Annotated in this window: 18 protein-coding genes; 6 read left to right on the top strand and 12 right to left on the bottom strand. The window is 49.6% G+C overall.

The genetic code is table 11. The features are described 5' to 3' along the window. Positions 1–83: 83 nt before the first annotated feature. Positions 84–1,004, bottom strand: coding sequence for an ornithine carbamoyltransferase (argF, locus tag BTA35_RS00930; RefSeq protein ID WP_077242557.1), 921 nt, complete (start codon positions 1,002–1,004; stop codon positions 84–86). A 444-nt stretch (positions 1,005–1,448) separates the two neighbouring features. Between argF and grxD the strand changes: the two genes are divergently transcribed. Both grxD and BTA35_RS00920 read left to right on the top strand, forming a co-directional pair. Further along, the gene (grxD, locus tag BTA35_RS00925; RefSeq protein WP_077242556.1) at positions 1,449–1,769 is read left to right on the top strand and encodes a Grx4 family monothiol glutaredoxin; all 321 of its coding nucleotides are present in this window, start codon (positions 1,449–1,451) and stop codon (positions 1,767–1,769) included. A 156-nt stretch (positions 1,770–1,925) separates the two neighbouring features. After that, the gene (locus tag BTA35_RS00920; RefSeq protein ID WP_077242555.1) at positions 1,926–2,528 is read left to right on the top strand and encodes a peroxiredoxin; all 603 of its coding nucleotides are present in this window, start codon (positions 1,926–1,928) and stop codon (positions 2,526–2,528) included. 111 nt (positions 2,529–2,639) lie between these two features. Here the strand turns inward: BTA35_RS00920 and rnt are convergent, their stop codons facing one another. Further along, a complete protein-coding gene (gene rnt / locus BTA35_RS00915; protein WP_077243334.1) occupies positions 2,640–3,278 on the bottom strand; it encodes a ribonuclease T in 639 nt (212 codons plus the stop codon). 197 nt (positions 3,279–3,475) lie between these two features. Here rnt and BTA35_RS00910 point away from each other — a divergent pair, with 197 nt between their 5' ends. Together BTA35_RS00910 and BTA35_RS00905 are read left to right on the top strand one after the other, a co-directional pair. Continuing rightward, positions 3,476–4,435: a flagellar protein MotY gene (locus BTA35_RS00910; RefSeq protein WP_077242554.1), complete on the top strand. Its 960-nt coding sequence runs from the start codon at positions 3,476–3,478 to the stop codon at positions 4,433–4,435. Between the two features lie 238 nt (positions 4,436–4,673). After that, positions 4,674–5,894, top strand: a complete 1,221-nt coding sequence (locus BTA35_RS00905) for an argininosuccinate synthase (RefSeq protein ID WP_077242553.1) — start codon at positions 4,674–4,676, stop codon at positions 5,892–5,894. A gap of 176 nt (positions 5,895–6,070) precedes the next feature. On the opposite strand, the gene BTA35_RS00900 is transcribed toward BTA35_RS00905, so the two are convergent. After that, positions 6,071–6,937, bottom strand: a complete 867-nt coding sequence (locus BTA35_RS00900; RefSeq protein ID WP_202931144.1) for an MBL fold metallo-hydrolase — start codon at positions 6,935–6,937, stop codon at positions 6,071–6,073. A 225-nt stretch (positions 6,938–7,162) separates the two neighbouring features. Between BTA35_RS00900 and BTA35_RS00895 the strand changes: the two genes are divergently transcribed. Further along, positions 7,163–8,929: a SulP family inorganic anion transporter gene (locus tag BTA35_RS00895; RefSeq protein WP_238377455.1), complete on the top strand. Its 1,767-nt coding sequence runs from the start codon at positions 7,163–7,165 to the stop codon at positions 8,927–8,929. 67 nt (positions 8,930–8,996) lie between these two features. On the opposite strand, the gene BTA35_RS00890 is transcribed toward BTA35_RS00895, so the two are convergent. After that, positions 8,997–9,305, bottom strand: coding sequence for a hypothetical protein (locus BTA35_RS00890; RefSeq protein ID WP_077242551.1), 309 nt, complete (start codon positions 9,303–9,305; stop codon positions 8,997–8,999). Positions 9,306–9,552: 247 nt separating this feature from the next. Here BTA35_RS00890 and BTA35_RS00885 point away from each other — a divergent pair, with 247 nt between their 5' ends. After that, the gene (locus BTA35_RS00885; RefSeq protein WP_077242550.1) at positions 9,553–10,035 is read left to right on the top strand and encodes a hypothetical protein; all 483 of its coding nucleotides are present in this window, start codon (positions 9,553–9,555) and stop codon (positions 10,033–10,035) included. Between the two features lies 1 nt (position 10,036). Here BTA35_RS00885 and BTA35_RS00880 read toward each other — a convergent pair whose 3' ends face one another. From BTA35_RS00880 to nth, 8 genes are all read right to left on the bottom strand, one after another. Next, the gene (locus tag BTA35_RS00880) at positions 10,037–10,846 is read right to left on the bottom strand and encodes a crotonase/enoyl-CoA hydratase family protein (RefSeq protein WP_077242549.1); all 810 of its coding nucleotides are present in this window, start codon (positions 10,844–10,846) and stop codon (positions 10,037–10,039) included. A 295-nt stretch (positions 10,847–11,141) separates the two neighbouring features. After that, positions 11,142–11,552, bottom strand: coding sequence for a lactoylglutathione lyase (gene gloA, locus BTA35_RS00875; RefSeq protein ID WP_077242548.1), 411 nt, complete (start codon positions 11,550–11,552; stop codon positions 11,142–11,144). Between the two features lie 172 nt (positions 11,553–11,724). After that, positions 11,725–12,303 carry a hypothetical protein gene (locus tag BTA35_RS00870; RefSeq protein ID WP_077242547.1) on the bottom strand — a complete coding sequence of 193 codons (579 nt, stop codon included), beginning with the start codon at positions 12,301–12,303 and terminating at the stop codon, positions 11,725–11,727. Between the two features lie 30 nt (positions 12,304–12,333). Continuing rightward, positions 12,334–13,152, bottom strand: a complete 819-nt coding sequence (locus BTA35_RS00865) for an ABC transporter ATP-binding protein (RefSeq protein ID WP_077242546.1) — start codon at positions 13,150–13,152, stop codon at positions 12,334–12,336. After that, positions 13,149–14,198 carry a FecCD family ABC transporter permease gene (locus tag BTA35_RS00860; protein WP_077242545.1) on the bottom strand — a complete coding sequence of 350 codons (1,050 nt, stop codon included), beginning with the start codon at positions 14,196–14,198 and terminating at the stop codon, positions 13,149–13,151. The genes BTA35_RS00865 and BTA35_RS00860 overlap by 4 nt, the downstream gene beginning before the upstream one ends. Beyond that, positions 14,195–15,139 (bottom strand): cobalamin-binding protein, encoded by a 945-nt coding sequence (locus BTA35_RS00855; protein ID WP_238377454.1) that lies wholly within the window; start codon positions 15,137–15,139, stop codon positions 14,195–14,197. Before BTA35_RS00855 ends, BTA35_RS00860 begins: the two co-directional genes overlap by 4 nt. Before the next feature lie 489 nt (positions 15,140–15,628). Then, positions 15,629–15,811 carry a hypothetical protein gene (locus tag BTA35_RS00850; protein ID WP_077243332.1) on the bottom strand — a complete coding sequence of 61 codons (183 nt, stop codon included), beginning with the start codon at positions 15,809–15,811 and terminating at the stop codon, positions 15,629–15,631. Between the two features lie 276 nt (positions 15,812–16,087). Beyond that, positions 16,088–16,723, bottom strand: coding sequence for an endonuclease III (gene nth, locus BTA35_RS00845; protein ID WP_077242543.1), 636 nt, complete (start codon positions 16,721–16,723; stop codon positions 16,088–16,090). Positions 16,724–16,940 lie beyond the last annotated feature (217 nt).

Here is a 16,940-nt window from a genome sequence, read left to right as displayed (position 1 = left end):
CAATCATGACGGATAAACCCTACGAACAAAAAAGCCCGAAAGCATGCTCCCGGGCTTTTAATCTACCGTGCAAAAAAAGCTAATTAAGAGTTATTCTCAATTTTGCCCAGAATCAGGAATTCTAGCAAGGCTTTCTGTGCATGAAGTCGGTTTCCTGCTTCCTGCCAGATCACGGCGCGGGGGTCATCCATCAGCTCCGCGCTGACCTCTTCTCCGCGGTGAGCAGGCAAGCAATGCATAAAGAGCGCGTCGTTGTCGGCCAGATCCATCATCTCAGTGGTAACCTGATAGCCTTCAAAAGCTTTTTCACGGGCTTTTTGTTCGTCTTCCTGGCCCATGGAGGCCCAGACGTCCGTTACAACCAGGTGTGAATTAGCGACGGCATCTTCGGGCTTGCGGAAGATCTGAATGCGCTCTTCATTCGCTGCTAATAGCTCAGGCAGGGGCTCGAAGCCTTCCGGGCAGGCAATATTCAACTGGAAGTCGAACTGGCGGGCGGCATTGATATAGGAGTTACACATATTGTTGCCATCGCCAACCCAGGTCACTGTTTTGCCCTGAATGCTGCCGCGCTTTTCTACATAGGTCTGAACATCTGCAAGCAACTGGCATGGGTGGTAGTCATCCGTCAGTGCGTTAATGACAGGTACACTGGAATACTCCGCAAAGCGTTCAACCACAGCGTGATCAAAGGTGCGGATCATGACGGCATCAACCATCTCAGATAGCACTCGGGCACTGTCTTCGACCGGTTCGCCACGACCGAGCTGTGTATCCCGTGGTGACAGAAAAATGGCACTGCCACCGAACTGGGTCATACCGGCTTCGAAAGAGACTCGGGTACGGGTGGACGATTTTTCGAAAATCATACCCAGGACTTTATTTTTAAGCGGCTCGTAGATTTCACCGGCCTTAAGGCCTTTTTTGATGATGATCGCCCGCTCAATAACATAATTGAGTTCTTCCGGAGACAGATCCAGCAGGGTTAAAAAGTGTCTTGCCATTTTCACGAATTCCAATAAGAGTTCACGGCTGTCTTTTTGCAGAGTGACAGCCTGATAATCAGTTTTAGTTTATATGCCTGCAGGTCGGAGGCATTGGTCTGAAGCCAGTGCTGGCCGCCCGATGCTTATCATCTTCATTGTTACGCGCAAGCGGTATTCCGTGCTCTGGTGGCTTGTCTGCCGCCAGAATCTAAAAACAGCAGCCCCAAAACAGAAAACGGCAGCGAATTGCTGCCGGTAAGGTGACCAAGGGAGTAAAGCTAAAGGCAAACTTTGTCGCTGTCAATAAAGTCGCATTTTAAAAAAACGATTGTGTTCAAAAATAAAGTACCTGGGACTTGAATATCGCCTGTTGAGGCTGCATTTTTAGATGAAGCACTGTAAAATTGACTGTATTAGTCGGTTAATACCGTAAATGCTTTTCCCTGTATTAAAGGAACGCACATGAGTAGCACGCTAGATACCATTAAAGATCAGATTTCTAACAACCCTATTCTGCTTTACATGAAGGGTAACCCTCAGATGCCGCAGTGTGGTTTTTCATCCCAGGCGGTTCAGGCCCTGATGGCTTGTGAAGAAAAATTCGCGTTTGTTAATATTTTGGATAACCCGGATATCCGTGCAGAACTGCCTAAATTTGCTAATTGGCCGACCTTTCCTCAGTTGTGGGTGAACGGTGAGCTGGTTGGTGGCTGCGACATCATTATTGAGATGTATCAGTCCGGCGAACTGAAGACGCTGGTTTCTGAGGCCGCTGCTTCCTGATCGTATTTTTGCCATAGGCAGAGACCGGCACTTGAATGCCGGGCTTTTGCCTATACTTTAGATTGGGCAACGTTTTTTGATTCTGACACTGTATGGTGTCAGAATTTTTTTATGGTTAGACTTTGTCATTAAATAACCCAACATTGGAGAATTAAAATGGGCGTATTGGTTGGAAAAAAAGCTCCTGACTTTACTGCTGCTGCGGTACTGGGCAATGGTGAAATCGTTGATAACTACAATCTGACGGAAGCACTGAAAGGTAAATTTGGTCTGGTTTTCTTTTACCCACTGGATTTTACTTTTGTTTGCCCATCAGAGCTGATCGCACTGGATCACCGCATGGATGAGTTCAAAGCCCGTGGTGTTGAAGTGGTTGCTGTTTCTATCGATTCTCAGTTTACGCACAATGCATGGCGTAATACTGCTATCAATGATGGCGGTATCGGTCCGGTTAAATACACCATGGTAGCTGACGTTAAACATGAAATCTGCCAGGCGTATGATGTTGAAGCAGAAGGTGGTGTTGCATTCCGTGGTGCGTTCCTGATCGATCAGGAAGGTAACGTGCGCTCTCAGATCGTTAATGATCTGCCGCTGGGTCGTAATATGGATGAGCTGATCCGTTTGGTTGACGCGCTGCAGTTCCATGAAGAGCACGGCGAAGTTTGCCCGGCCGGCTGGAACAAAGGTGACAAAGGTATGACGGCATCCCCTGAAGGCGTTGCTTCTTACCTGACCGGTGAAGCTGACAAGCTGTAACTTTCTTTTGGAAGTCACCGCGGATGGGCTTTGATCTGTTCAAAGCTCATCAATAACAAAGCCCTGATAGCATGACTATCAGGGCTTTTTATGTATGGGAAACTGAATGTTTTAGTCTCTCAGGCGGTGCTGCTCTTCAGCGGCAAGTTCCCAGCCACCCAGCTCTTTCCACCGGTTTACAATAGAGCAAAAAAGCTCTGCGGTTTTTTCTGTATCATAGCGTGCAGAATGAGCCTGACTGTTATCAAAGTTGATTCCGGCAACTTTACAGGCTTTCGCCAAAACCGTCTGACCATAAGCCAGACCGGACAGCGAGGCTGTATCGAAGCTGGAGAATGGATGGAAAGGGTTACGTTTAATACCGCTGCGCTCGACAGCCGCATTGACGAATCCCTGGTCAAAGCTGGCGTTATGCCCCACCAGAACGGCCCGGGTGCAATCAAACTCTTTCAACGCCTTGCGAACAGGCTTGAAGATATCTCCAAGCGCCTGTTGCTCGCTTTTTGCCATGCTTTTGCGAATTGGATTCTCAAGGTCAATCTTGGTGAAATCCAGTGCCGCCTGTTCAATATTAGCCCCTTCAAAAGGCTCAACATGGCAGGAGTAGGTGTTGTAGGGGTGCAGGTAGCCGTCTTCATCCATCATTAATGTAACGGCTGCGATCTCCAGCAGGGCATCGGTTTTGGCATTGAAACCTGCAGTTTCAACATCAACCACGACAGGTAGAAAGCCCCGGAAGCGGTAGGCCATAGGATGTTTGTCGCCAAAATGCTCTGCGTCAGATGTGAAAGAATCCAAGACCCTTTGCTCCCTAGTCAAATTTGGTCAAAAGTTACAATTGAACAAATGGTAACTGATTCATACCGTCAGATATAGGCTAAAGTTTTGAGTTTGCAGGCCGATGAGGGCAAAATGAGAGTTCTTAAAAATCAAGGAGATTGCAACTGATGCCGCTTACTCGGTCATTGGCAAAAACGTCACGGGGAATACACTGGTTGGCTATCGCGTCGGGTCTTTTACTGCCATCTGTTATTATGGCGGCAGAATTTGGTGCCGGCATCGGTGACAGTGAGTGGTATGCGACGGAGCCTTCTCCTTTGTATTGTGAGTTGACTCACCCGATTCCTGAAATGGGAACCGCCCGATTTACCCATCGTTCCGGTGAAGATCTTAAGTTTTTTCTGGAGCCATTGGGGCAGCCTCTGCGTAAAGGTCGTGCAGACCTGATGGCGCTGGCACCCGATTGGAAGGCAGGAGAAGCGCCTCTTGATTTGGGATCAGTGACTGTCGGGGAGGGTGAAGACGGTGTTCGCATCGATTCGCCACAGGCCCACCTGATGATAGAGTCCCTTAACCGGGGGATGAATCCAACCTTTATGCAGACGCCAAAAGATACCCGTTATGCTCCTGTTCGTGGCCATCTGAGTGCCCTGAACTTTAAACCGGCATACTTTGATTATATCGCCTGCCGGGGTGAGCTGTTGCCGGTGAATTTTGATCAGATTGCCCGCTCAGCAATCAACTTTCCCGGCGGTGGCTTTGATATCACTGCAGATGATAAAGAGATGCTGAGCCTTATTGTGCGGTATATTAAGGCTGATCCATCCGTTAAGTATGTCTTCCTGGATGGTCACTCTGACAGTTACGGTTCCCGGCGTGATAACCGGAAACTATCCAAGCAGCGTACGGATACGGTACTGAATTACCTGCTTAACGTAGGGCTTGATGAAACCATGGTCACCGCCCGTTATCATGGTGAGCGTTATCCGATTGTGCCAAACACGACCAAAGCAAACCGGGCCAAAAACCGTCGTGTTACGATCCGTCTTGAGCGTGAAGGTCTGGCGCCGGGTGATCCGAATGCCCGCCCGGAATATACCGGTGAGTTTAACGGTGAGCTTCAGTAGAGCCACTGACTTGTGGAAATCAGACCCTTCCTGTGCATGTTTTGGGTGTCTTTTTTTCTCAAATCGTAACTTTCCTGTAAGTCGTATATAATGTTGCGCAAGAATTTCCTTCAGGCAGATGATCCCCCTGAACGGCTATCCATGAGATAGCCGTTTATCGTTGTTTTCCGGATTAATCTCCAAGAATATTTTAGGGTCAGAGAGGTCTCTGGCCATTTTAGTCAGCGTGGAGCATCCAATGTCAGACATAAAAAAAGTAGTACTGGCCTATTCTGGTGGCCTGGATACTTCTGTAATCGTGCGCTGGTTACAGGACGAATATAACGCCGAAGTAGTGACCTTTACTGCTGACCTGGGTCAGGGTGAAGAAGTAGAACCGGCACGAGCCAAAGCAGAAGCTCTGGGCGTGAAAGAGATCTACATCGAAGATGTGCGTGAAGAGTACGTACGTGATTTCGTATTCCCGATGTTCCGTGCGAATACCATCTATGAAGGTGAATACCTGCTGGGTACGTCCATCGCCCGTCCTCTGATCGCCAAGCGTCTGGTTGAGATCGCTAATGAAACCGGTGCTGATGCGATTGCCCATGGTGCAACCGGCAAAGGTAACGATCAGGTACGTTTTGAAATGGGCGCTTACGCTCTGAAGCCAGGTGTTAAAGTGATTGCCCCTTGGCGTGAGTGGGATCTGACCTCCCGTGATACCCTGATGAAATACTGTGAAGACCGTAATATCCCGGTTGATTTCTCCTCCGGTAAGAAGAAGTCGCCTTACTCTATGGATGCTAACCTACTGCATATCTCTTACGAGGGTGGCATTCTGGAAGATCCAATGGCAGAGCCGGAAGAAGATATGTGGCGCTGGTCTGTGAGCCCTGAGCGTGCTCCTGATGAAGCAACGTATCTGGATCTGCAGTTCAAGAAAGGTGACATCGTTGCCATTAATGGTGACGAGATGAGCCCGGCAACCGTACTGACCTACCTGAACAAGGTGGCCGGTGATAACGGTATTGGCCGTGTTGATATCGTTGAGAACCGCTATGTAGGTATGAAGGCCCGTGGTTGCTACGAAACTCCGGGGGGCACTGTGATCCTGAAGGCGCACCGTGCGATCGAATCCATCACTCTGGATCGTGAAGCAGCACACCTGAAAGATAGCATCATGCCGAAATACGCTGAGCTGATCTACAACGGTTACTGGTGGAGTGCAGAACGTAAGATGCTGCAGACCATGATCGATGAGTCTCAGGAATTCGTAAACGGTGTGGTTCGGGTGAAACTCTACAAAGGTAACGTGATCGTTGTGGGCCGTCAGTCTGAAGACAGTCTGTATGATGACAACATTGTAACGTTTGAAGACGATGCTGGCGCTTATGATCAGAAAGATGCGGAAGGCTTTATCAAGCTGAATGCACTGCGTATGCGTATCGCTGCACAGAAAGGCCGCAGTCAGCTGTAAGCTGTCTGAGCCTGGTGTCGGACTGCTTCGGCCTTGTCTGACACAAAAAAAACCGCCGCTATCAGAAAGATAGCGGCGGTTTTTTTATGCCCTTATTTCTTCTTTAGCTGACAACCGGAGCTTAAGCTAACAGAAATGGGGCGTTATAGCTGGATATGGCCATTCTTTCAGATAAATTACTTAAACTGGTTAAGAGGCAGTTTCAGATAAGATACGCCGTTGTTTTCCGCATCGGGCAGTTCACCGGCACGGATGTTAATCTGAATAGACGGCAGAATCAGGTTTGGCATCTCCAGGGTTGCATCGCGGGTTGAGCGCATTTTAACGAAATCTGCCTTACTGGCTTCTTTGCCCACATGAATATTGTGCTCTTTCTGTTCCACAACGGTACACATATGGCGGATCTCACGGCCTTTCGGAGGATAGTCGTGGCACATATACAGCTCAGTATCGTCCGGATAATTCAATAGGGTATGAATGGAGTCATATAGGGTTTCAGCATCGCCGCCGGGAAAGTCACAGCGCGCTGTGCCAACATCCGGCATAAACAGAGTATCGCCAACAAAGAGTTTACCGGCAATATCGTAGGTGATACAGGCGGGTGTGTGGCCGGGAGTGTGCAGTACTTTAGCCTCCAGGTCACCGATCTTAAACTGACTGCCTGCAACCATCAGATCATCAAAGTGATGACCGTCGGTGACAAACTCATCACCGTAGTTGAAGACTTTTTTGAAGACGCCCTGAACCAGGGTGATGTGCTCGCCGATGGCGATTTTGCCACCCAGCTTAGCCTGGATATGCTTGGCCCCGCTGATGTGGTCTGCGTGGGCGTGGGTTTCCAGAATCCATTGGGGTGTTAGCTTATGCTCTGTGATCCACCGGATCACTGCCTCAACAGACTCTGTGCTGGTGCTACCGGATTTATAATCAAAATCCAGTACCGGGTCGATAACCGCGCACTGAGAGTTCTTTCCATCGTGTACCACATAAGTAAAGGTTGAGGTTGCTTCATGGAAGAAAGCTTTGATTGTCGGATTCATCATAGATCTCCTTTCAGCAGCCAGCGCATGCGGGTTGACTCACGAGCTGTTACCATTTTCTTCAGTTCTGCCGTATTGCTTATTTAAGACACAGCTCCAACAACCGCTTGTCATTTTTTATTTGGCTTCGGGTTGTCGATGGCTGATGACTCGATTTTATGGAATATTAGCATATAATCATTTATGATAACAATATTCCAAAAAGTTTTAAAAATAAGGCGTCTGACTATGGCATCCCCTTCACAAAGACCGGTGCAGGTACGCAAAAAAATGCCAACCCGGGCTCAGAGAGTATTCCCTATTCTTGGTTGGTTGGCCGATTATCGACGTGACACCCTGGTTAATGATGTTCTTGCGGGTGTTATTGTAGCGATTATGCTGGTGCCTCAAGGGATGGCTTACGCATTCCTGGCAGGATTGCCTCCGCAAATGGGGCTGTATGCGGGAATTATTCCTCTGTTTGTTTATGCGCTTTTGGGCAGTAGTCGCAGCCTTGCGGTGGGGCCGGTAGCCATTGCTTCGCTGATGGTGGGAGAGGCCGTTTCACAGCATGCAGAGCCTGGAACAGAACTCTACATGGTCACAGCTATGGTATTGGCGCTTTTAGTCGGCCTTGTGCTACTGCTGATGTTTATTCTGCGTTTAGGTTCTCTCGTTAATTTTCTCAGTCATTCGGTGATTACCGGCTTCACGGCGGCGGCGGCAATGATGATCGCCTTTAGTCAGCTGAAATATGTTTTTGGGCTGGATTTCCCCCGCGGTCACCACTTTTACGAAACCCTGAATAATCTGACCGTTAACCTGCCTGACTTTAACCCAGCAACCCTCGGGATCGCTCTGATTGCGGGTTTTATTATGTGGTATAGCAAAAAGTATCTGGGGCCTGTGCTGCAAAAGTGGGGGGCATCAGCCCTGCTTGCAGGGTCTGTCGCTAAGGCGGGGCCCATGTTTGCTATTTTAGCCGGTGTTGGGCTGGTGGTGGGCTTTGACCTGAATAACCAGCAGGGCGTTAAAATTGTTGGCGATATTCCTGCTGGCCTGCCTGCTTTATCTTTACTGCCCTTTGAAATGGATTGGTGGCTGGGGCTTTTACCTGCGGCGCTATTGATCGCCCTGGTCGGGTTTCTGGAGAGTGTCTCCGTTGGTACTGCTCTGGCCAGTAAGCGCCGGGAGCGCATCAGACCGGACAAGGAACTGGTGGCTTTAGGCTTTGCCAATATTGGTGCTGCTTTCGGTGGCGCTTATCCGGTGGCAGGTGGTTTTGGCCGCTCTATGGTAAATGATGCGTCCGGTGCCCAGACTACGGTGGCATCAGTGATAACAGCCTCGGGCCTTGCATTGACGGTGCTTTACTTCACGCCCTGGTTTTATTATTTGCCAAAGGCGGTATTGGGGGTCATCGTGATTATGGCGGTTCTGCCGCTGATCGATCTTTCGGGTATCAAAAATACCTGGAACTTTAACCGGGCTGATGCACTGACTTTAGCGATAACATTTGCCGTGGTGTTAATCGCCGGTGTTGAGGCTGGGTTGTTGGCCGGTATGTTGCTGTCGGTGGCTTTACTGTTGCAGCGAACAAGCAAACCGCATATCGCTGTGGTTGGGCGTGTGGGGGATAGTGAACACTTTCGCAATGTTAAGCGTTTTGAGGTGAAAACAAACCCCTGTTGCTTAGGTTTAAGGATCGATGAGAATCTTTATTTTGCCAATACCCGCTATATCGAAGATGAGGTAATGGCGATTATTTCTGAGCAACCTCAGCTGCAGCATCTGGTATTGATCTGCAATGGAATTAGCTTTATAGATGCCAGTGCCTTAGAAACACTGGAGATGATGGTCGATAATCTGCGGGAGTCGGGTATCACCCTGCATCTATCGGATGTGAAAGGGCCGGTTATGGATCAGCTGCGTCAGACTGACTTTCTGCATCGTCTGCAGCCGGGCCAAGTCTATCTTAGCACCCATGAAGCGATGCGTGAGCTTTGTGATCTTTAGAGTGAATGGCTCAGAGCTCTGAGCCTTTATGTTGGCCCAGTCTGAAATACCAGATGTGCCGGGGTGCTTATGGGGAGGATTGAACCGGATGCAGCTTCAGCTCTTTTTCCAGGTTGCGAACCAGATCTGCAGCATCTTCTGCATTCCACTCCAGCTGAGCTAAAGCCCGGGAGAAGCCTTCGATAATGGCTTTTTTCTCTTCGGTCTGAGGGCAGTTCAGGGCCAGTCGGGTCAACTCTGAATTTACAATACCCAGTGCCTGGGAGCCGCTGGCCGTCAGTTCGGCTGCACCTTTAAAAACCTCTGTGTGAGGTTCCAGTAAGTCTCGGGTCAGTTGTCTGGCCCGCTCATGAATATGTTGTGCTAATGGATCCATATCAGGAACTCCAAATTCCCCCGTCAGAACAAAATCAGATTTCAGCTGCCTGAGTAATAGCAGGCAGTTTTATCGTCAGGCTGGTTTTACCGTGGCTAGACTAACGGTAAAGGCATAGCGGGTAAAGCTGTTCTAACATATTGATTTGTAGATAAAGTTTTACATAGTGAAATTTTGTCAAGATACGTAATGCCAATGATGCTATTTTACGATTTATACTTTCCAGACCCGATAAAAGGAGGTTTATATGGGGGATATCCTGGCAGATATTTATACACCATTATTGGCTGCAGGCGTGTTTTGGATGTTATACCGGTCGGGTTTTATGCGGGCAGGGGCTGTTTTTCTGCCAGTGAGTCTGCTGTTGGTGTTTATCTTCAGTGCACTGGACACTTATTTTGGCTTCTGGAAAAGCTGGGGGCTGGATTTCAGCACCCATAGCGCTATCCTGATCCCTTTTTATCAGATGTTGCTGGTTTTGATGTTTTTACCCGACGGGAAAGTATCTGAGCCCGCTTTTTGCTGGCGAGCCAGATTGCGACAGGGAGCCGCTCTGATAGCAGCTCTTATCAGTGGTGTAGGTTATGGCATGCTGATGATAGAGCTGGATTACCACACCCTGGCCGATATTCTCACGACACTGATTAGCATCTATCCGCTGGTGTGGATCTGTTTTCATCTGCTCAGGCCTGTGGCCTTTGCCAATAACCTGTCAGAGGAGCAGCTCTGAGTTATTTGAACTCAGGGTCTCTCTTCTGAAGGTTGGCTTGAACGGCTTCTATCTGATTGGGACTAAATAAAATTCCGCGTTGCAGTTTTTCTTCCAGTGCCAGGCTTTCAGACGGGCTCAGATTATCGGTGTTAAACAGGTGCTTTATACCTTGAACCGCTTGAGGGTTTCTCAGGCTCAGTGTGTTCGCTAATTCCCGGGCTTTTTCTTCAGGGTTATCTTCAGTTTCAGTAACCAGGCCTAATTGCAGCGCTTTCTCCCCGGAAACACGGTCGCCGGTCATCGCCATTAATTTCAGCTGATCCCGGGCGATAACAGAGGGCGCGACAACTGAAATGCCCATATCCGGGATGATTCCCCAGCGAATTTCCATAACTGAGAGCTGACTTTCCGGGTGTGCAATACGGAAGTCGGCCCCTAAGGCGATCTGCAGACCACCACCAAAGACATAGCCATTTAGTGCGGCAATAACCGGCACTTTAAGCTGCTGCCAGCCAACGACGACCTGTTGGACATAGTTACCCAGTGCTTTGGCGCTTGCCAGTTGGTAATCTTCCGGCTGGCTGAGGAGGGTTTCCACAGCATTGGGGTCTGTCATCACGCCCTGAATATCAAGCCCGGCACAGAAGTTATCGCCTGTTGCGGTCAGTACAACAGCGCGTATTTTTGGGTCTGATGCGATCTCCTGCTGAATCTGCAGAATTTCATTGAAAGTTTGCATATCCAGGGCATTCATTTTTTCCGGGCGGTTAAGGCGCACAATGGCGATATGGCCTGAGCGCTCAAAGGCAATCCGTGTGGTATCAGACATAAATCCCTCGTTATTGTTTTCTTGTTACGTGTTGCTTGTCTGTTAGGCGCTGCTTTCCGGTGCGGGTCAGAAGCGATATGTTATCTTCAGGCTCGGTGCAGAGCTGAAACTATTTAAACACTTGTTTGAAAATAGCTCAAGAAAGAAGCTGCCGCAATGGCATAGGATGGGGAGACGCACGGGACTGGGGTTTTGCAGGTCAGAGGTTGCTGATAAGGGGAATAGCCATCGACTCAATGCCGATGGCTGCTGTATCCGGCCATGATGGCTACTATATCCGGCCAGAGAGGTTAAATCAGTCCTGGCCAAGTCCTTTGCCAGCAAACTTACTGGCGATCAGCTCTATAGCGTAACCATCAGGGTCACGCACAAAAGCGATTTCGGTATTGCCACCTTTCACCGGTCCTGGTTCGCGGGTGATGGTGCCGCCTGCTGCACGGATCTTATCGCAGGCGCTGTAAACATCATCAACTTCAATAGCAAGATGGCCAAAGCCGCTGCCCATATCGTACTCACTGGTGCCCCAGTTGTATGTCAGTTCGATAACAGTCGTGTCGGATTCATCGCCGTAGCCCAGAAACGCCAGGGTGTACTTGTACTCTTCGTTTTCAGACTGACGCAGTAGCTCCATGCCCATCACTTGGGTATAAAACTCGATGGACTTTTGCAGGTCGCCAACCCGCAGCATAGTGTGTAGTAAACGCATAATTTCTCCGCTAATCGGTCAGTTTTGTGTGTTGCCGTTATTCTGTATTCTGTAAAGCTAGGCTTTATACTCGTTGAGTGAGTGGGGATGCATAGGGAAGATTACAATAGACCCCGTTACAGAGTAATTAATCAGTCTTTGGTTATCGCTTTATTCTATCTATGGGCATTCGCTATTTATACGCACGCTTTTCTATGTTCGGAATGCTGACAGTATGTTTCTGGAACAATCCTTTCTCGGCATCTTTATGGCAGGCGTTACAGCGGCTGCTACTGCCGACATCCGGATTGTTGGTGATAAACCGAGTTTTATGGTTCAGTACCTTATCATGCTTCAGTCGCCAGAAACTAAGCTCGGTGATGCGAACCGGAGCTGGTGTCTGCAGGCGCTTGGTGAAGTCTTTAAATTTACCGGCATGGGGGCTGTTACTGGCATAGTCTTGCAGATAGCTGAGTATTTCTTTCTGATGCTGATCCGGTGTTGCGACTTCGCCAAAATGATCGTTCAGATTGGCAAACAGATGTTGCCAGCTGGCTTTGGGTAAAACCTGAGGCGGGTAAGCGATATGGCACGCACCGCACTCAAACTGATAGTGTTCATTAAATGGAAACTCGGCCTGATAGCCGCGATCCTCATTATTGTCTCCTCCTGGCAACCACCAGGCTTGGGTTGGTAAGGCAAACATCATGGTCATCAGGCAAAAGAGCGTGCGCAGCAGGGTGGTGCGACGGGATAAGCATAAGAGCGTCATAGGGTTACCTGTTGATCAGAGTGCAGAGTGTCAGGCCGGAATAAATACGGGCCCGGCTTCTGTTGTCAGACGGCGGATGGGGTGCTGATAGAGGCGCTGGAGATTCTCTTCTGTCAGTAGCTCTACTTTATCGCCTACTTCCGGCCCGTTACCTTTTTCATCCGCTGGGAAGAGCAGAATCAGCTTGTCGCAGAAGCGCTGGGCCAGGTTCAGGTCATGCAAGCTCATCAATAGTGTCCCGGAGTGAGCTTTTACCGAACCGATCAGCTGCTCCAGCAGGCTGACCTGATGGTGCAGGTCCAGGTGATTAGCGGGTTCATCCAGTAGCCAAACCTTAGGCTGTTGCACCAGGAGTGTTGCGATTTTGAGTCGCTGACGCTCACCACCGGAGAGTTGATCGATATTGCGCTGACAGTAATCGGTAAGGCCAACCTGCTTCAGCGCTGCCATTGCGATGGCTTCATCTTCTGAACTCTCCCAACTGAAGTGCCCCATATGAGGATGTCGTCCCTGGAGTGCGGTTTCAAGCACCGTGGCCGGAAAGGCTGTGCTGTCATCCTGTAGCAAGAAGCCAAGCTGTTGCGCTCTTTCACGGTCTTTTAATCTTTCTAGAGGCCTGTTCTGCAGCAGAACTTCACCCTGATCTGCTTTCCGTAACCCTGCCAGAGTATGCAGCAGCGTTGTTTTTCCTGCGCCATTTCCCCCTAGAATGCCCCAGATTTCACCACTTTTGAGTTGTAGCTGCCAGTTACGGCACAGGGTTTTTCCGCCAATACTTACGGTCAGGTTATGACTTGCCAGCAAGGGTGGTGGATTTTCTCTATTCGGTAATATCTTGTCGCAGTTCATATTGTCCCCCGATTGCTTTTCTGCAGTACCCAGAGGAAAACCGGTACTCCGATAAAGGCGGTGATAACCCCCACAGGTAGCTGCTGCGGGGCGATTAGCGTACGGGCAAGGGTATCTGCCAGTAGCAGAAGACAAGCGCCTGCCAGAGCTGTTGCCGGTAACAGCAGGCGGTGATCGGAACCGATGCTGAGGCGTAGAATATGGGGGACAACCAGACCCAGAAAGCCAACACTTCCGGCCTGGGTAACCGCAGATGCGGTTAATACCGATGCCAGTAAGTACAGGGTGATCTGCAGAGGATAAACGGCAACACCCAGAGCCTTAGCCTGTAACTCCCCTCTGAGCATCATATTCAGTGGTCGTGCCAAAAGAGCGCTGATCGTCAGGCTTATCAGCAGGAATAGCCCGTGCCAGCCGGGTAGGGTGGCGCGACTCAGGTCACCCATCAGCCAAAACAGCATTCCGCGTAACTGATTATCTTCACCAATGGAGAGCATAAAGCTGATAACGGCTCCCCAGCCGGCGGCGGTGACCACCCCCGTTAGCAGCAGGCGAGAGGGGGACCAGACGCCACTGGCGTGGGACAGGCCAAAAACCAGTAGCAGGTTCGTTAATGCGCCAACAAAGGCACTGCCGGAGACCCAGAAACTGCCCAGCCCCGCCATGATACTGAACAGAGCCCCCACCGCAGCCCCGCCGGATACCCCAAGAACATAGGGATCAGCCAGGGGGTTGCGTAGCAGTACCTGCATCAGGCAACCGGCCAGCGCCAGTTCAGCACCAACGACAAGGGCTGAAAGAGACCGGGGCAGGCGAAGCTCAGTTATAACGGTGGCGGATAGTGCGTTGACCGGTGAGTGACTTAGTCCGGTCTGGTATTGAATCAGCTGCCAGATATCCGCAATGACCACATCGATACTACCGGTCAGTAGCGATAGCATAAGGCTCAGTATGCAGGCCAGCGCTAAGCCCCCAAGCCAGAAAAGAGCTCTAAGCTTTTGCTGCTGGCTATAGCTGACGTTTTTGCCGGGCCTGTCCTGGGTCATGGTTGGCCGTCCATGGTGTGACGGGTCTGCTCAAGTTGCTGGCAAAGACGCTCAGTACCCAATAAAACACGAACGGTCTGACGTTGAATATGCCCGGGTGGAATAAAGTGTAGCTGATGGTTTTTTACCGCCTTAATAGCAGGCCATTTGAGCCATTCGTCCAGCCATTCAGGACGTTCAATACCCATGCCACTGGCGACAATTGCATCGGGGTTCGCTTTAAGCACGGCCTCTACATCAATACGGGGGGCGATAGTATTCAATTCAGCAAAGACATTTTGACCACCGCAGGCTTCAATGACCTGATTAATCAGGTTTTGCCGGTTAATGGTAATCAGAGGTTGATTCCAGACCTGATAGAAAACGCGAACGGGCGTCTTATGCTGGTACTGTGTTTTGAGCCGATGGAGTGTATTGCGAAAATGTTCGGCTTCCTGTTGAGCCTGGGCCTGTGTGCCTGCCATCAGACCAAAGCGTTCAAGGGTTGTGGGGATCTGATCCAGAAAGCGGGTTTCTGTAATATAAACCGGTATGTTCAGTTTGCGCAGCTGCTCCAGTGCCGCTGGGTGGTTGCCACTCTTCCAGCCGATTACCACGTCTGGACGGAGCGCAAGAATGCGCTCAATATCCAGTTGGGTATAACCGCCAACTCTGGGCAGGGTTTTAGCCTCTTCGGGGAAGTCACTATAATCCACTGCCGCTACGACTTTACTCCCTGCTCCGGCAGAAAACAGTAGCTCGGTAACACTGGGTGCCAGGCTGACAATGCGCTGTGCAGGCTGTGGCAGAACGACCTTATTGTTAAGGTCATCCTGTAGCTCAATTCCACCAGCATGTGCTGACATTGCGATAGAACAACCCAGTAGAAAAAAAACAAAAATTTTTACCAGATAGCCTGAGCCCAGGTTCCGGGGCTGTAAAAGCGGGGCACTCGTGTTCACGAAAACGTCCATTATTTAGCTTGAGGGTTAGCGTTGCAGATTTTTTTGCTGCCTTAATCTGGCAGAGCCGGGGTTGACAGGAGGGCAAGTTTAGCAAGATCGAATGACGGCTGCACAAAAAGAGCGAGCTGAACGTCTGTACCGTCATAATAAAGTGATGCGCAAGAGAGGGGGAAGATGGGGTGTCAGCTGTTAACGGGTGGGTGCCTGACATAAAAAAACGGCCCGTAGGCCGTTTCTATGCAAGGCAAAAACTTACTTAGCTTTTTTCAGTGCTTTTTTCAGCTTTTTAACTTTGCCTTCATGTTTTTCGATCTTAGCTTCGCGTGCTTTGATCTCTTTTTTAACTTCTTTTTTAGCTACCTTAGCCATCGTACTTCTCCTTTCAGATTTAGGCCGGTGAAGACTCACCGGCTTTGAAAAAACGCTGACTGATCCAAGTGATAAACACTCCAAACCAGAGCGGTAATTTGCAGAGCATTCAGTGTTTCAGGTGGATGCCTGATCATCTGGTGTTTTATGCTCTGCCAGAAAACTGCGTATAAAACGGCGAACTTCACGGGCGGCACTGGTATCCAGCTCATCGCAAAGAGAAACAAATGCATCTCTTTCCTGCTGATTAATACGGATAATCAGTTGGCTATTTTTTTTCTTCTTTTTCTCTGACGGCATCATCAGCCCCGCCTGTTTTGTATTGGATATCTTGGTGATATGCAATGTATATACAACGACAATACATTTGTCCCGGGTATGGGTCAAATGACGGTTTTATGACATTAGGTTTTTTTAAAGAGAGGGTTGATCTGGGGCAGGGATATTACATCCGTGTAACAACGGCAGGCTGAGCATCTGTTGGCGTAGGAAGGTGATTCCGGGAGCGCTCAGAAAAAGTACGCGAAAGTACGGTTTGCTCTCGCGTTGCGTTACACCTTTATTACTTTGACGGAATCAGATCTCCGTTTTCTCTTTAAACTCACACAGATCTTCAATTAGGCACGAGCCACAGCGTGGTTTGCGTGCTACGCAGGTGTAGCGCCCATGAAGAATAAGCCAGTGATGGATATCCAGTTTGAACTCTTTGGGGACATGGCGCAGTAGTTTTTGCTCCACCTCATCGACATTTTTTCCTTTGGCGATACCCGTACGGTTGGATACCCGGAAGATGTGAGTATCCACGGCGATGGTCGGCTGGCCAAAGGCGGTATTCAGCACAACATTGGCGGTTTTCCGGCCAACACCGGGCAACGCCTCCAGCTCCTTTCGGGTTTGTGGTACCTCGCCGTTGTGCTTGTCCAGCAGTATGCGGCAGGTCTTAATGGTATTTTCAGCCTTACTGTTAAACAGGCCGATGGTTTTGATGTACTCCTTCAGGCCATCGACCCCCAGGTCGTAAATCGCCTGGGGGGTATTGGCTACGGGATAAAGTTTGGCTGTTGCTTTGTTGACTCCGACATCCGTGGCCTGTGCGGAGAGAAGTACTGCGATTAACAGCTCGAAAGGGGAGGTATAGTTCAGCTCTGTCGTCGGGTGCGGGTTGTTATCCCGTAGACGGGAAAAAATCTCGTAGCGTTTTTCGGCGTTCATAGTAACGACTGTTCTCGAAAAGAAATGAGGTTTCTGAAAGCGTTGGGAGCATAGATGCCAGCAGGTCGTCGTTTGCTGCTCTTTGTTATGCCGGTATTATTTCAGCTGTATCAATTAAAGCCAAGGCACAAGGGGGTGTCCTGACCACAAATAAGAGCGTGGTTTCTAAAAGATAAGCGGGATATTCAGCCGGGGTGTTATGTTGTAACATTTCAAA

The organism is Oceanospirillum linum (assembly GCF_001995095.2).
GTDB classification, from domain to species: domain Bacteria; phylum Pseudomonadota; class Gammaproteobacteria; order Pseudomonadales; family Halomonadaceae; genus Oceanospirillum; species Oceanospirillum linum.
The sequence above is the reverse complement of the archived record's forward strand: the minus strand, read 5'-3'. Positions and strand labels throughout refer to the sequence as shown.